Annotated in this window: 11 protein-coding genes; 4 read left to right on the top strand and 7 right to left on the bottom strand. The window is 75.8% G+C overall.

The features are described 5' to 3' along the window. Positions 1 to 250 precede the first annotated feature (250 nt). Positions 251 to 1,009, top strand: a complete 759-nt coding sequence (locus tag VM636_RS25320) for an SDR family oxidoreductase (RefSeq protein ID WP_030420885.1) — start codon at positions 251 to 253, stop codon at positions 1,007 to 1,009. A 204-nt stretch (positions 1,010 to 1,213) separates the two neighbouring features. Here VM636_RS25320 and VM636_RS25315 read toward each other — a convergent pair whose 3' ends face one another. Next, the gene (locus tag VM636_RS25315; RefSeq protein WP_030420884.1) at positions 1,214 to 2,548 is read right to left on the bottom strand and encodes an ROK family transcriptional regulator; all 1,335 of its coding nucleotides are present in this window, start codon (positions 2,546 to 2,548) and stop codon (positions 1,214 to 1,216) included. 148 nt (positions 2,549 to 2,696) lie between these two features. On the opposite strand from VM636_RS25315, the gene VM636_RS25310 reads away from it, so the two are divergent. Next, entirely contained in the window at positions 2,697 to 3,920 is a 1,224-nt protein-coding gene (locus VM636_RS25310) for an MFS transporter (protein WP_030420883.1), read from the top strand. Positions 3,921 to 4,332: 412 nt separating this feature from the next. Here the strand turns inward: VM636_RS25310 and VM636_RS25305 are convergent, their stop codons facing one another. Continuing rightward, a complete protein-coding gene (locus VM636_RS25305; protein WP_338485829.1) occupies positions 4,333 to 4,839 on the bottom strand; it encodes a thioesterase family protein in 507 nt (168 codons plus the stop codon). Between the two features lie 245 nt (positions 4,840 to 5,084). Here VM636_RS25305 and VM636_RS25300 point away from each other — a divergent pair, with 245 nt between their 5' ends. Beyond that, positions 5,085 to 6,515, top strand: coding sequence for a solute carrier family 23 protein (locus VM636_RS25300; protein WP_030420881.1), 1,431 nt, complete (start codon positions 5,085 to 5,087; stop codon positions 6,513 to 6,515). Positions 6,516 to 6,536: 21 nt separating this feature from the next. Here the strand turns inward: VM636_RS25300 and VM636_RS25295 are convergent, their stop codons facing one another. Next, positions 6,537 to 7,670 (bottom strand): glycoside hydrolase family 6 protein, encoded by a 1,134-nt coding sequence (locus VM636_RS25295; protein WP_338486455.1) that lies wholly within the window; start codon positions 7,668 to 7,670, stop codon positions 6,537 to 6,539. A gap of 172 nt (positions 7,671 to 7,842) precedes the next feature. Here VM636_RS25295 and VM636_RS25290 point away from each other — a divergent pair, with 172 nt between their 5' ends. Next, on the top strand, positions 7,843 to 8,562 hold the full coding sequence (locus VM636_RS25290; RefSeq protein ID WP_030420879.1) for a DUF5995 family protein: 720 nt from the start codon (positions 7,843 to 7,845) through the stop codon (positions 8,560 to 8,562). A gap of 12 nt (positions 8,563 to 8,574) precedes the next feature. Here the strand turns inward: VM636_RS25290 and VM636_RS25285 are convergent, their stop codons facing one another. From VM636_RS25285 to VM636_RS25270, 4 genes are all read right to left on the bottom strand, one after another. Continuing rightward, positions 8,575 to 10,272 carry an NAD(P)/FAD-dependent oxidoreductase gene (locus VM636_RS25285; protein WP_338485827.1) on the bottom strand — a complete coding sequence of 566 codons (1,698 nt, stop codon included), beginning with the start codon at positions 10,270 to 10,272 and terminating at the stop codon, positions 8,575 to 8,577. A 113-nt stretch (positions 10,273 to 10,385) separates the two neighbouring features. Continuing rightward, on the bottom strand, positions 10,386 to 11,174 hold the full coding sequence (locus VM636_RS25280; RefSeq protein WP_338485825.1) for a carbon-nitrogen hydrolase family protein: 789 nt from the start codon (positions 11,172 to 11,174) through the stop codon (positions 10,386 to 10,388). Positions 11,175 to 11,406: 232 nt separating this feature from the next. Continuing rightward, positions 11,407 to 11,859, bottom strand: coding sequence for an Lrp/AsnC family transcriptional regulator (locus tag VM636_RS25275; RefSeq protein ID WP_030420876.1), 453 nt, complete (start codon positions 11,857 to 11,859; stop codon positions 11,407 to 11,409). 102 nt (positions 11,860 to 11,961) lie between these two features. Further along, positions 11,962 to 13,404: a GuaB1 family IMP dehydrogenase-related protein gene (locus VM636_RS25270; protein WP_030420875.1), complete on the bottom strand. Its 1,443-nt coding sequence runs from the start codon at positions 13,402 to 13,404 to the stop codon at positions 11,962 to 11,964. Positions 13,405 to 13,415: the final 11 nt, after the last annotated feature.

Raw genomic sequence — 13,415 nt, 5'->3', positions numbered from 1 at the left:
CTGACCGCGCGTCCCGGGCGGCGTCCCGTGGGGAGACGCCCCGGTGGACGCCCCGGGGGGCCTCCCCACGCCGGCCCCGGTCCGCCCGCGCCGGGCTGCGCCACCGTGCCGCCGCGGTGAGACTGGGACGCGTACGGCGCCGGTTCACGGGGCCCGGCGCCCCCTCATGTCACGTCCACACCGGCCGGTGCGTCCCACGGAGACGAGGCGCTCCGCCCGGGAGTGCCCGCGTCCGAAGGGACTGAGCAGCATGAGCACGATCCTGGTCACGGGCGGCACCGGCACCCTCGGCCGGCTCGTCACCGAGCGGCTGCGCGAACGGGGCCACGAGGTACGGGTGCTGAGCCGCCGCGCCCAGCCGTACGCCGTCGACCTGCGCGAGGGCGGCCCCGCCCTGGACGCGGCGCTGGAGGGCGTGGACACGGTCGTGCACTGCGCGAGCACGCCCCGGGGCGGCGACGAGCGGGCGGCGGCGAACCTGATCGCGGCGGCGCGGCGGGCCGGGACGCGGCACCTGGTGTACATCTCGATCGTCGGGGTGGACCGGGTCCCGATGGGCTACTACCGGGCGAAGCTGGCGGTGGAGCGGCTGGTCGAGGAGTCGGGGCTGGGCTGGACGGTGCTGCGGGCGACGCAGTTCCACGAGCTGGTGACCGAGGTGCTGCGGATGCTGTCCAGGCCGCCGGTGATGCCGCTGCCGGCCGGGGTGTCCGACCAGCCGGTCGAGGTGGCGGAGGTCGCGGACCGGCTGGCCGAGCTGGCGGCCGGCGAACCGGCCGGGCGCGTCCCCGACCTGGGCGGCCCCGAGGTGCGCACTCTGGAGTCGCTGGCCCGCGCCTATCTGACGGCGACGGGGCGGCGGCGGGCACTGGTCCGGGTGCCGCTGGCCGGGAAGGCGTACCGGGGCTTCCGTACGGGGGGCCATCTGGCACCGGAACGGGCGGTCGGCGAGCGGACGTTCGAGGAGTACCTGGCCGGGCGCTTCGGCGACCGCGGCCGGCGGGCGTAGGGGCTTGCCAGGCGCCCGCCTCCCCGGCCGGGGAGGGCCGCCGGGCGGGACGGCCCCGCAGACGACCGGCGGACGATCCCGAAGGCGCCGGACAGCCGGCCCCGCAGACGACAGCCGCACGACCCCGAAAACACCAGGCAGCCGGCCCCGGAAGCGCCGGGCGGACGGCTCGCGGGCCCGGCGCGGCCCTCCCGGCACCCGGCGTCAGGGTGCCCGCGGCGCGAACAGCACGTCCTGGGCGCGGTCGCGGGCGGTGAGCAACGCGCCGCGCAGGACCGCGCCGCCGCCGAGGGCGGTGGGCCGCACCTCGGTGGCCAGCGGCGAGATCCGGCCCAGCCGGTCCCGCACGCGGGCGGCGAGCGCCTCGCCCCCGGCCCGGCCGATCTCGCCGGCCAGCACCAGGCACCCGGGGTCCAGCACGGAGACGACGGCGGCGGCGCCGAGGGCGACCCGGTCGGCGAGGTCGTCGAGGAAGCGCCCGGCGGCGGGATCGGCGCCGAGGTCCCGCACTGCCGCCCGGACCAGCACGGCGGCCCGGGGCTCGGGCTCGACGACGCCCTCCGGGGTGATCCGCGCCGCCGCCGGGCGGGCGACGGCGCCCGCACCGGACCCGGGGGGATCACCGGGGTTCACGGCGTCACCGGCCCGGACCCCGCCCGCCCCGGGCCCGGCGGGGCCACCCGCGTCGTCTGCCGGGCCCGCGCCCACCCCGTGCTCGGCGGCCAGCGCGGTCACCGCCGCCGCGCCGGCCAGCGAGTGGAAGCCGCCGTGGCAGTCGCCGGACGAGGGCAGGCCCCCGACGCCCGGCACCGGCAGGAAGCCGATCTCGCCCGCGCCGCCCGAGACGCCCCGCCGCAGGGTGCCGTCGAGGACCACCCCGGCGCCGATGCCGAGGCCGAGCCAGAGCAGGACGAAGGTCTCCCGGTCCCGGGCCGCCCCGTCGCGCTGCTCGGCGAGGGCGGCGAGGTTGGTCTCGTTCTCCACGCCGATCCGCGCCGCGGGGAAGCGCTCCTGGAGGGCCGCCACCAGCCGGCGGTGCCACGCGGGCAGGCCAGAGGAGTCCCGGAGTTCGCCGCCGGCCGGGTCGATCAGGCCGGGCGCCCCGATGCCGACCGTGTGCAGCCGCTCGGCCCCGGCCTCCTTCACCGTCCGCTCGACCAGCGTCACCGCCCGCTCCACGGCGGGCCCGGTGCGGGTGTCGTCGCCGATCGGCACGGACGCCTCGGCGAGCACGCGGCCGAGCAGGTCGGAGACGAGCACGGCGACGCTCTCGGTGCGCACGTCGAGGGCGGCGAGGTGCGCCCGGTCCGCGACGATGCCGTAGAGCCTGGCGTTCGGGCCGCGGCGCTGCTCGCGGGCCTCCCCCGCCACCTCGATCAGCCCGGCGGCGGTGAGGCGTTCGACGAGGTCGGCGACGGTGGGCCGGGACAGGCCGGTGAGCTGTTTCAACCGCGCCGCCGTCAGCGGCCCTTCCCGCTGGAGCAGGCGCAGGGCCAGCCGGTCGTTGAGAGCCCGTGCGGTGCTCGGGGATGCGGCCATGCCGGGGATCCTCCCAGATCGTCGGCGGGACGAGGTCGTGACCGTCAGCTATCTATCAGGCAGGGTTCCTGATAGTTTACCGCGCGGCGCGGACCCCGGCACGGAGGGCTCGCGGCGACCGGAGGACACGGGGAGCGGGAGGGCCGGCATGGGCACAGGGGGCAGCGCGCGGCGTGAGGTGACGCGGGCGCGGTACGCGGTGGCGGCGGTCTTCGCCGTGCACGGCGCGGTCACCGGCTCGTTCGCCACCCGCGTGCCGTGGATCCAGGAACACGCCGGGGTGAGCGCGGGCCAGCTCGGCCTGGCGCTGGCCTTCCCGGCGCTCGGCGCCTCGGTGGCCATGCCGCTGGCCGGCGGCGTCAGTCACCGCTTCGGCGCCCGCACGGCGCTGCGCGGACTGCTGGCCCTGTGGACGCTGGCGCTGGTCCTGCCCTCCCTCGCCCCGAACCTGGTCGCCCTGTGCGCCGCCCTGTTCGCCTTCGGCGCGACGGCGGGCATGTCGGACGTGGCGATGAACGCGCTCGGCGTCGAGGTGGAGAACCGCCTGGACAAGTCGATCATGTCGGGGCTGCACGGCATGTGGAGCCTGGGCGCCCTGCTGGGCTCGGCCGCCGGGACGCTCGCCGCCCACCTCGGCTCGGACGCCCGCACGCACCACGCGCTGGCGGCGGCGACGCTCACCGTGACGGGCCTGGTCGCCTGCGCCTGGGTGCTGGACCTCCAGCCGTCGGCGGACGAGGAGGCGCCGCCGCGCTTCGCGCTGCCGCCCAGGTCGGCGCTGCTGATCGGCGCGGTCGGCTTCTGCGCGGTCTTCGCGGAGGGCGCGAGCCTGGACTGGTCGGCGGTCTACCTGCGGGACCGGATGGACGCCTCGGCCGGTCTGGCGGCGGCCTGCACGACGGGCTTCACGCTCACCATGGCCGTGGCCCGGTTCGCCGGCGACGCGGTGGTGGACCGGTTCGGCGCCGTGCGCACGGTCCGGTTCTGCGGGGTGCTGGCGACGCTGGGCGGGCTGCTCATCGTCCTCGCGGACCGGCCGGCGCTCGCCATGACGGGCTTCGCGCTGATGGGGCTGGGCATCGCCGTGGTGGTGCCGCTGTGTTTCGCCGCGGCCGGCCGCAGCGGCGCCAACCCGAGCCTGGCCATCGCGGGCGTCGCCACCATCACGTACACCTCGGGGCTGGTGGCGCCGAGCGCGATCGGCACGCTGGCCCAGGCGACCAGCCTGATGGTGTCGTTCTGCCTGGTGACCGCGCTGACCTGCGGCCTGACGGCGTTCGCCTCGGTTCTGCGGGCCGGGGACCGCGGGCGCACGGTGGCCGGCGGGCCGGGGACGGAGCGGATCGCGGCCCGCCGGGGCGACGCCGGCTGACCCGTGCCCGCGGGCGCCGTGGTTCCCTGCCCACGGCGCGGAAGGCGTCGCTCCACGGCGCCGGGCCCTCCGCTCGGGACGTCGTGAGTTCCTCGTCGAGGCTCACCGTCGTGCCGTGGACGGAGCCCGTACGAGCCGCCCGGCCCCGGTGAACCGCCGCAGCGGCGACCCGAGGGGGACGGTCTCGACGGCGCGCGGCACCGGCCCACGGGAGCCGAGCCGGGAGCGGCGGCCGTACACCGCGCACGCCCGGCTCGTGCCGACGCGTACCGCGCCGCTCCCCGCCCCCGGCGCGGTCACCGCCGACGGGCACGCCGGACGCACCCGCGGCACGTCGCCGGGTGCGTGGTCATCAGCTCGTTCGGCCCGCACACCCGCACGTCGAGTCGGTCCGCGGTCGGCGGGGGTGGTGTCAGGGCGTGGCCGTCCGGGCCGGGCCGCCCGGTGTGTCCGTGCTCCGGGGTGCGGTGCCCGCCGGGCGCAGCAGGTCCCGGCCGGCGGCGCGGAAGGCGTCGCTCCAGGGCGCGGGGCGCAGGGTTGCGGGGTCCAGCCGGACCAGGACCCGGGTGCCGTGGGCGTACGTGGTCGCGCCGTCCGCCGAGCAGAAGCGGAATCCGTAGGTCAGGCCGGTGGTGCCGAGCCGTTCCAGCCAGAGGTGGACGGCGTGGGGGCCGGGCCGGGAGACGGGTGCCTCGTAGGTGATCCGGAACTCCCGGACCGCGTTGCAGGCGTCGCCGGCCGCCGCCCAGTCGCCCTCGAACCGGAAGCCGCGCTCGGTCCAGAGCCGCACCCAGGCCCGCTCGACCAGCAGCGGGTAGCGGGCGTTGTGCAGCAGTCCGAGGGCGTCCAGGTCGTCGAAGTGCACGGTGACGGGGACGAGCCGGCCGCGGGCCGGGGCGGCGGGGGCTTCGGCGGTCACGGCGGCCTCCTGGGGTCCGGTGTCGCTGGGGGGGCTTGCCGGGAGGCGGGCAGCGCGCGCCCTCCCCCGGCCGCTCACCGGGTCGGCGAGCACACCCGCGGGCACGGGTCCGCCCATCCTAAGCGCTCGCTCAGCCGCGCTTTCCGGGCGGGTCGCCGATCATCCGGGGGCTCGGATCAGGCCACCGACGGCCACCCCTGACAATGGTCCGGTCAATCTCCGTACAGAGAAAGCGAAACCTCACCATGGACCTCGGCGTGCGCTGGAAGCTGCACGGGGACGGCAAGGTACCCGCCCCGGGAGCGGTGGTCCGCCCCGACGAACGGCTCTCGTGGCCCCGCACGGCCGGGCTCGGCGCCCAGCACGTGGTGGCCATGTTCGGGGCGTCCTTCGTGGCCCCGGTCCTGATGGGCCTCGACCCCAACCTGGCGATCATGATGTCGGGTGTGGCGACCGTCATCTTCCTGCTCGCCACCCGCGGCCGGGTCCCCAGCTACCTGGGCTGCTCGCTCTCCTTCGTCGGCGTCGCCGCCGTGATCCGGGCCCAGGGCGGCACCAGCGCCACGGTGACCGGCGCGGTCCTCGTGGTCGGCGCCGCGCTCTTCCTGGTCGGCCTCGCCGTGCAGCGGTTCGGCGCGCGGATCATCCACGCCGCGATGCCGCCCATCGTCACGGGTGCCGTGGTGATGCTGATCGGCTTCAACCTGGCGCCGGTCACCGCCTCCACCTACTGGCCGCAGGACCAGTGGACGGCCCTGCTGGTGATGCTCTTCACCGGGCTCGCCGTGGTCTGCCTGCGCGGGTTCTGGTCCCGCATCGCGATCTTCCTCGGGCTGGTCTTCGGGTACGCGGTCTCCTGGGTCTTCGACCTGGCCTTCGGGAAGATCCACTCGGTGGACGCGAGCGGCCGGCTCACCGACCACTGGCGGCTGGACCTCTCCGCGGTCGGCCAGGCCGACTGGATCGGCCTGCCCGCCTTCCACGGACCGTCCTTCGAGTGGTCGGCGGTCCTGGTCGCGCTGCCGGTCGTCATCGCGCTGGTCGCCGAGAACGCGGGGCACGTCAAGGCGGTGGGCGAGATGACCGGCGACCCGCTCGACGACAAGCTGGGCACGGCGATCTCCGCGGACGGCGTCGGCTCGATGCTCTCCACCGCGGTCGGCGGCCCGCCGAACACCACGTACTCCGAGAACATCGGCGTGATGGCCGCGACCCGCGTCTACTCGACGGCCGCCTACTGGGCCGCCGCCGGTTTCGCCCTGCTCTTCGGCCTCTGCCCGAAGTTCGGCGCGGTCGTGGCCGCGATCCCGGGCGGGGTGCTCGGCGGCATCACCGTGATCCTCTACGGCATGATCGGCCTGCTCGGCGCTCAGATCTGGATCAACGCCAAGGTCGACCTGCGCAACCCGCTGAACCTGGTGCCGGCCGCCGCGGGCATCATCATCGGCGTCGGCAACGTCAGCATGTCGTTCACCGACACCTTCTCCCTGAGCGGCATCGCGCTCGGCACCCTGGTCGTCATCACCGGCTACCACGCGCTGCGCGCCTTCGCCCCCGCCCACCTCAAGACGCAGGAACCGCTGCTCGACGAGGGCACGTCGTCGTACGGCGGGGACGGTACGGACGGCGACGGCGGCGACGGCGGTACGCACGGCTCCGGCCCCGGGGGGCGGTGACGGCCGTGCCGGTGGCGGGCCTCAGCGCGCCAGGTCGTAGGCGTACGAGGGACTGAACGTGCCGGGCGGGCCCTCGCAGCCGTCGGACTCGCCCGGCAGCTTGACCCACAGGTAGGCGTCGATGCCCCGCTCGCCGGTGGCGAGGGTGGGGGCGCGGCCCAGAGTCCGGCCGCCGGGGTCGCACCACTGGCCGCCGGGCGGGGCGCCGTTGCCGTTGCGGCTGGTGTCGACGACGGCGCCCAGGTCCGGCGGTCCGCCGAGGGCGTCGAGCACGGCCCGGTCGTAGGCGATCTCGTCGGCCGTGGCGTGGAAGTTGGAGACGTTGCTGAAGACACCGTCGGAGGAGGCCGCCGCGCCGGCCCCGGCCTGCCGCAGCCACCCCGCCTGCCGGGCCGGCGCGTGCCAGCCGGAGTGCCCCGCGTCGTAGTAGACCCGGGCCCCCGGGGCCGCCGCCTTGAGCACCCGCCCGGCGCGGGCCAGGGAGGCGAAGCGGGCGCCGCGCTCGCCCTCGGTGAGGCACTCGGCCTGGGAGACGGAGTCGGGCTCCAGGATCACGATGACCTCGCCGGAGCCCAGCCCGGCGGCGAACCGGTCGATCCAGCCGTCGTAGGCGGCGAGGTCCGGCGCCCCGCCCCCGGAGTGGCCGCCGCAGTCCCGTCCGGGTATCGCGTACGGCACGACGACCGGGACCCGGCCCTCGGCCGCGGCGCCCGAGGTCACCTCCCGGACCCGCGCCGTGACCGTGGCCGGCGAGGGGTCGGCGAACCACACGGCGGCCGGGTGGTCGCCTATGCGGGAGGCGATGACCGCCCGGCGCGGGTCGTCCGGGTGGGCCCGCACCCAGTCGAGCACCTGCGAGCGGGGATGCCGGTAGAGGCCGGAGGCGGTGGCCGCCGACCGCTGCCGCGTGCTGTCGGGAGCGGGCCGGGAAGGGGCGCTCGGGGCCGGGGGCCCCGAGGGCGAGGGGGTGGCCGGGGCGGCCGGGGCGGACGGCGTCGCCGAGGGCGGCAGGGGCGGCGGCACCGGCAGGGCCTCCAGGCGCGGCGAGGCGGTCACCGCGGGGCGGGCCTCGTCGGCACGGCCGTCGCCGCGCAGCGCGGAGAGCGTCCCCGCGGCGGCGCCGGCGGCGACCACGACGGAGGCCGCCGCGACCATCGCGCCGCGCCGGGCGGCCCGTCTGCGTGCGGCCCGGCGATCGGCCCGGCGCCGGGCACGGTGCCCTGACACGTGGTGTCCCCCTCCCCCGCACGGCGGGCGCGTTCCCCCGTTCTGGGGAAGCGTCGGACCGCCGGCACTGCCGCCACCCTAAAGCTGCGACCCTGCCGCCATGGCGCACTGCGAACAAGTCGGCACGGCCGTCGGCACGGTGGACCCGCCCCGCTCCCGGCTGCGCGCGCTCTGCGCGGCGCTGCCCGCGCGGGACGGGGTGGCCGTCTTCACCCGCGTCTACACCGAGGCCGCCGAGGCGGCGGACCGGAGGGCCGCGGAGGGCGCGTTCCCCGCCGTCCGGGCGGCGGGCGCCCTGGACACACGGCTGGCGGAGCGCGCTCTCGCCGCCCTCGGCGCACCGGACGGGGGGCGCCGCCCGCCCGCGTGCTGGCGGCCCCTGCTCCGGTTCCGCCGCCATCCCGGCGTACGCCCCGCGCAGTTCGCGCTGGCGGGCCTGCATGCGCAGGCGGGCCACGACCTGGCGCTGGCGGTGGTGGACACCTGCCGTACGCTCGGCTGCGAACCCGTCGACCTGGAGGCCGGGTTCGACCGGGTGGGCGATCTCCTCGCCTCGGTGGAGGAGCGGATCCGCGAGGAGCTGACCCCGGGTCCCGACCGGCTCCGCCTGGCCGATCCGCTGGCCCACCTGCTCGGTGTGTGGAGCCTGGACCGGGCCCGGGACGCCGCCTGGAGCGCGGCCCGCGCCCTGTGGGCGCTGGGCGACCGGCCCGGGATCGCCGGGGAGCTGGCGGACCGTCTGGACACGACGACCGGCCTCGCGGCCCACATGCTGCTGACGCCCCTGTCCGGGCCGGGTGCGCGGGAGGCGGCCCGGTAGCGGGGCCGCCCGTCAGTCCTCGGGGAGTTCCACCGGGGCGAGGGCGTCGTAGAGGTCGCCGGGGCCGGGGTTGGCGGGGTCGGTGGCGCCGCCGAGGTGGTGCATCACGCCCCAGACCGCGTTCAGGGCCGTCTGGACGGCGCCCTCGGCCCAGCCGGCCGTCCAGGAGATGTCGTCCCCGGCGAGGAAGATCCCGCGGTGCCCGGCGGACAGGCGGTCCTGCATGAAGTGGGTGAACAGGCGCCGCTGGTAGCGGTAGTGGCCGGGCAGGTTGGCCTTGAAGGCGCCCATGAAGTAGGGCTCGTTCTCCCAGGAGACGGTCACCGGGGGGCCGATGACGTGCCGCCGGATGTCGACGTCCGGGTAGATCTCGCCGAGGGAGGCCAGCATGACCTCCATCCGTTCCTCGGCGGAGAGCGGCAGCCACTTCAGGCTGTCGTCGCACCAGGTGTAGGAGAGGCACATCACGGCGGGCCGGCCGGGTCCGTCGTCGAGGAGGTAGGTGCCGCGGGTCATGCGGTCGGTGAGCGTCATCGACATCACGTTCCGGCCCGTCTCGGGGTCCCGGTCCCGCCAGAAGGGCCGGTCCACGGGGACGAAGAGCTTGGAACTCTCCATGTAGTGGGTCCGCTCGATCGCCGTCCAGTGGTCGATGGGGAACAGCGACTCGTCGCAGGCGATCTTGGAGAGCAGCATCCAGGACTGGGCGGTGAAGACGACGGCGCGGTACGCGCGGTCCTCGCCGTCCGCGTCGGTCACGGTGATCTCCCCGTCCGGGGTGCGCCGGAGCCGGGTCACGGCCGGGCGGGGTTCGCCGCCGGGGTGCAGGGCCCGCAGCGAGGTGCCGTGCGGCCAGTGGAGGATCTTCCTCGGTTCGCGTTCCCACAGGCGCAGCGGGAGCTGCTGGGAGCCGCCGACGATGCTCTCGTGGTGGTCGTCCGCCTCCGTGTAGACGACACGCAGGATCTCCAGGATGGAGTTGGGGAAGTCGGTGTCCCAGCCGCCGGTGCCGAAGCCGACCTGGCCGAAGATCTCGCGGTGGCGGAAGGACGAGAAGGCCGGGGAGTCGCAGAGGAAGCCGTAGAAGGTCTGGTCGTCGAGGCGTTCGACGAGCCGGGACCACAGTTCGCGGATGCGGGGCACGTCCCGTTCGCGCAGGGCGCGGTTCATGGCGGAGAAGTCGGCGCCCTCCTCCAGGCACCGGGCCCAGGCGTCGGCCACGTCCCGGTAGACGCGGGGCAGGTCGTCCGGCGTCTCGGCGTAGTGGGTCTCGCCCTTGAGGTCGACGACGGTCGACTCGGTGGCCGCGGCGAGGGGGTTGGGGAAGGGCCGGGTCTCCAGGCCCACGAGGTCGATGTAGTGCCGCAGGGCCGTGGAGGAGGGCGGGAAGCGCATCGCGCCCATCTCGGCGGTGAGCGAGGGGTCGCAGCCCTCGAAGCCCACCGTGCGCAGCCGCCCGCCGATCCGGTCGGCTTCGTAGACGACCGGCCTGAGGCCCATCTTCATCAGCTCGTACGCGGCCACCAGGCCGGAGAGCCCGCCGCCGACGACGGCGACCTCGGTGCCGTGCTCGGTGGCGGGCACCTGGCCGAGGCCGGCCGGGTGGGCGAGGAAGCCGTCGTAGGCGTAGGGGAAGTCCGGGCCGATCATGGTGATCGGCGGGCGGGGGGCGTCGGCGTGCTCGGGCGCGGGGGGCACGGTGGACGTCATGGGCTGCGGACTCCTTGCGCGGCGAGCCGGAGGGCTCGGTGGGACGGGTGAAACGGGTGTGACCGGAACAGCGAGCGGGGCCGAAGGGGCGAGCCAGGGCGGCGGGCGCCGGCTCAGCCCAGGGCCGCGTACAGGCCGGGGCGGCGGTCGCGCAGGTACGGGTTGGCCGCGCGGGAGGCGGCCAGCAGCGCCGGGTCGACGTCGCCGACGATCAGCTCCTCGGCGCGTCCGGCGCGGGCGCGGCAGGTGCCGTCGGGCCCGGCCAGGGCGGAGAGCCCGAGGAACTCGAAGTCGCCCTCGTGCCCCGCCCGGTTGGCGTAGGCCACGTAGAGCTGGTTCTCGAAGGCCCGGGTGGGCACCAGGGACTCGGCGACGAAGGGGAAGGGGTGCATCAGCGCGGTCGGCACCAGCAGCAGGTCGGTACCGGCCAGGGCGTGGGCGCGGACGTTCTCCGGGAACTCGACGTCGTAGCAGATCAGCAGGCCGACGGTGAGGCCGTTCAGCTCGGCCTGGACGACCGGCCGGTCGCCGGGGGTGAAGTGCTCGTGCTCCAGGGGGCCGAAGAGGTGCGTCTTGCGGTAGTTGGCGAGCCGGGTGCCGTCGGCGCGGACCAACTGGACGGAGTTGAGGACCCGGTCGCCGTCCCGCTCGGGGTAGCCGTAGGCGATGGCGAGGCCGTGCCGGGCGGCGGTGCGCGCGACGGCGTCGGCGGAGGGGCCGTCGGCGGGCTCGGCGAGCCGGGTGAGTCCGTCGCCGACGGCGTACCCGGTCAGGAACAGCTCCGAGGTGAGGAGGAGCCCCGCGCCCGCGGCGGCGGCCCGGCCGGCGGCCTCGTCGAGGGCGTCGAGGTTCCCGGCGACGGAGCCGGGACGGCCGGAGCTCTGGAACAGGGCGGTGCGCATGCGGGAACCTCACCGGTGAACGGGGTGGCGGGGATGCCCTAGACGCTACGGTCGGCGCGCCCGGCCGGACAAGGAGGAGCCGTTGCGCGCCGACGGGCTGTTCGTTGCGTCCTCCGGCCGCTCGCCGGTGATTCGTTGCGCGGTCGGCCCGGGAGGCGTTCCCGAGCGTACGGGCGGACGTTTCCCCTGCTCACCGGGGCCCGGCGGCGGTCCGCCCGGGGCCCGGCGGCGCCTACGTCGGCGAGCCCGAGGAGAAGCGGCGCAGCAGCGGCGAGAGGACCAGTACCGACTTGGTGCGCTCCACGAAGGGCTCCCCGGCGATCCGCTCCAGCACCCGTTCGAAGTGCCGCATGTCCGAGGCGAAGACCTGGGCGATGGCGTCCGCCTCCCCGGTGACGGTGGAGGCGGACACGACCTCCTGGTAGCGCTCCAGGCCCCGCAGGATGGTCTCCGGGGAGGTGTTGCCGCGGCAGTGGATCTCGACGAACCCCTCGGTGCGCCAGCCGAGGGCGGCGGGGTCGACTCGCACCGTGAAGCCGGTGATGGCCCCGGTGGCGCGCAGCCGGTCGACCCGCCGTTTGACGGCGGGCGCGGACAGGCCGACGAGGTGCCCGATGTCCGCGTAGGAGCGGCGGGCGTCCTCGGCGAGGGCGTGCACGATGCGTTCGTCGAGATCGTTCAGCACTGCGGGGGGTTCACTTCGCTTCCGGGGGCGGTACGTCGGGACCGGCGGGTGCCGTACCCGCAGTAGACCACGGGTCGGGCCGCCGGCCCCGGCGGGTCCCGGTCAGACCCAGCTCGCGTGCAGGGGCTTGCCCTCCGCGTAGCCGGCGGCGCTCTGGATGCCGACGATGGCCTTCTCGGCGAACTCCTCCAGCGAGGCGGCGCCCGCGTAGGTGCAGGACGAGCGGACGCCCGCGATGATCGAGTCGATCAGGTCCTCCACACCGGGGCGGGTCGGGTCGAGGAACATCCGCGAGGTGGAGATGCCCTCCTCGAACAGCGACTTGCGGGCCCGGTCGTACGCCGACTCCTCCGAGGTGCGGTTGCGCACGGCCCGCGCGGAGGCCATGCCGAAGGACTCCTTGTAGAGGCGGCCGTCGGCGTCCTGCTGGAGGTCGCCCGGGGACTCGTAGGTCCCGGCGAACCAGGAGCCGACCATGACGTTGGAGGCGCCGGCGGCGAGGGCCATCGCCACGTCGCGGGGGTGGCGGACGCCGCCGTCGGCCCACACGTGCCTGCCGAGCCTGCGCGCCTCGGCGGCGCACTCCAGCACGGCGGAGAACTGCGGGCGGCCCACGCCGGTCATCATGCGGGTGGTGCACATGGCGCCGGGTCCGACGCCGACCTTGACGATGTCGGCACCGGCCTCGACGAGGTCGCGCACGCCCTCGGCCGAGACGATGTTGCCCGCGACCAGCGGCACCCCCGGGTCGAGGTCGCGCACCAGCTTCACGGCGCTGATCATCGACTCCTGGTGGCCGTGCGCGGTGTCGATGACGAGCGTGTCCACGCCCGCGGCCAGCAGTTGCGCGGCCTTGCCCGCCACGTCGCCGTTGATGCCGACGGCGGCGGCGATGCGCAGTCCGCCGTTCGCGTCCGTGGCCGGCGTGTAGAGCGTGGCGCGCAGGGCGCCCTTGCGGGTGAGGATGCCGGCGAGGCGGCCCTCGGCGTCCACGGCGGGCGCGTAGCGGCGGTTGGCGGCGTCGAGGGTGTCGAAGGCCCGGCCCGGGTCCAGGTCCGCGTCGATCAGCAGCAGGTCCTTGGACATGACCTCTTCGAGCTGGGTGAAGCGGTCCACGCCGCTCAGGTCGGCGTCGGTGACCACGCCGACCGGCCGGTGGCCCTCGTCGACGACGACACCGGCGTTGTGCGCCCGCTTGGGCAGCAGGGCGAGGGCGTCGGCGACGGTCTGGTGCGGGGCCAGCACGATCGGGGTGTCCAGCACGTGGTGGCGGCTCTTCACCCAGGAGACGACGTCGGTGACGACCTCGATCGGGATGTCCTGCGGGATGACCACGAGGCCGCCGCGCCGGGCCACCGTCTCGGCCATGCGACGGCCGGCGATGGCGGTCATGTTGGCGACGACGAGCGGGATGGTGGTGCCGGTGCCGTCCGGGGAGCTGAGGTCCACGCCCTGCCGGGAGCCGACGGCCGACCGGCTCGGCACCATGAAGACGTCGTCGTACGTCAGGTCGTACGAGGGCTGGATGTCGTTGAGGAAACGCACGTGCTGCACAT

This window comes from Streptomyces sp. SCSIO 75703, assembly GCF_036607905.1.
In the GTDB taxonomy this organism is placed as follows: Bacteria; Actinomycetota; Actinomycetes; order Streptomycetales; family Streptomycetaceae; genus Streptomyces.
This window is presented reverse-complemented; position numbering and strand designations above follow the sequence as displayed.

Excerpts from the sequence above, each read along its gene's own strand:
- VM636_RS25280 (WP_338485825.1), bottom strand. The coding sequence starts at position 11,174 with ATGCGCACCGCCCTGTTCCAGAGCTCCGGCCGTCCCGGCTCCGTCGCC.
- VM636_RS25290 (WP_030420879.1), top strand. The coding sequence starts at position 7,843 with ATGGCGCACTGCGAACAAGTCGGCACGGCCGTCGGCACGGTGGACCCG.
- VM636_RS25310 (WP_030420883.1), top strand. The coding sequence starts at position 2,697 with ATGGGCACAGGGGGCAGCGCGCGGCGTGAGGTGACGCGGGCGCGGTAC.
- VM636_RS25320 (WP_030420885.1), top strand. The coding sequence starts at position 251 with ATGAGCACGATCCTGGTCACGGGCGGCACCGGCACCCTCGGCCGGCTC.
- VM636_RS25285 (WP_338485827.1), bottom strand. The coding sequence starts at position 10,272 with ATGACGTCCACCGTGCCCCCCGCGCCCGAGCACGCCGACGCCCCCCGC.
- VM636_RS25295 (WP_338486455.1), bottom strand. The coding sequence starts at position 7,670 with ATGGTCGCGGCGGCCTCCGTCGTGGTCGCCGCCGGCGCCGCCGCGGGG.
- VM636_RS25315 (WP_030420884.1), bottom strand. The coding sequence starts at position 2,548 with ATGGCCGCATCCCCGAGCACCGCACGGGCTCTCAACGACCGGCTGGCC.
- VM636_RS25300 (WP_030420881.1), top strand. The coding sequence starts at position 5,085 with ATGGACCTCGGCGTGCGCTGGAAGCTGCACGGGGACGGCAAGGTACCC.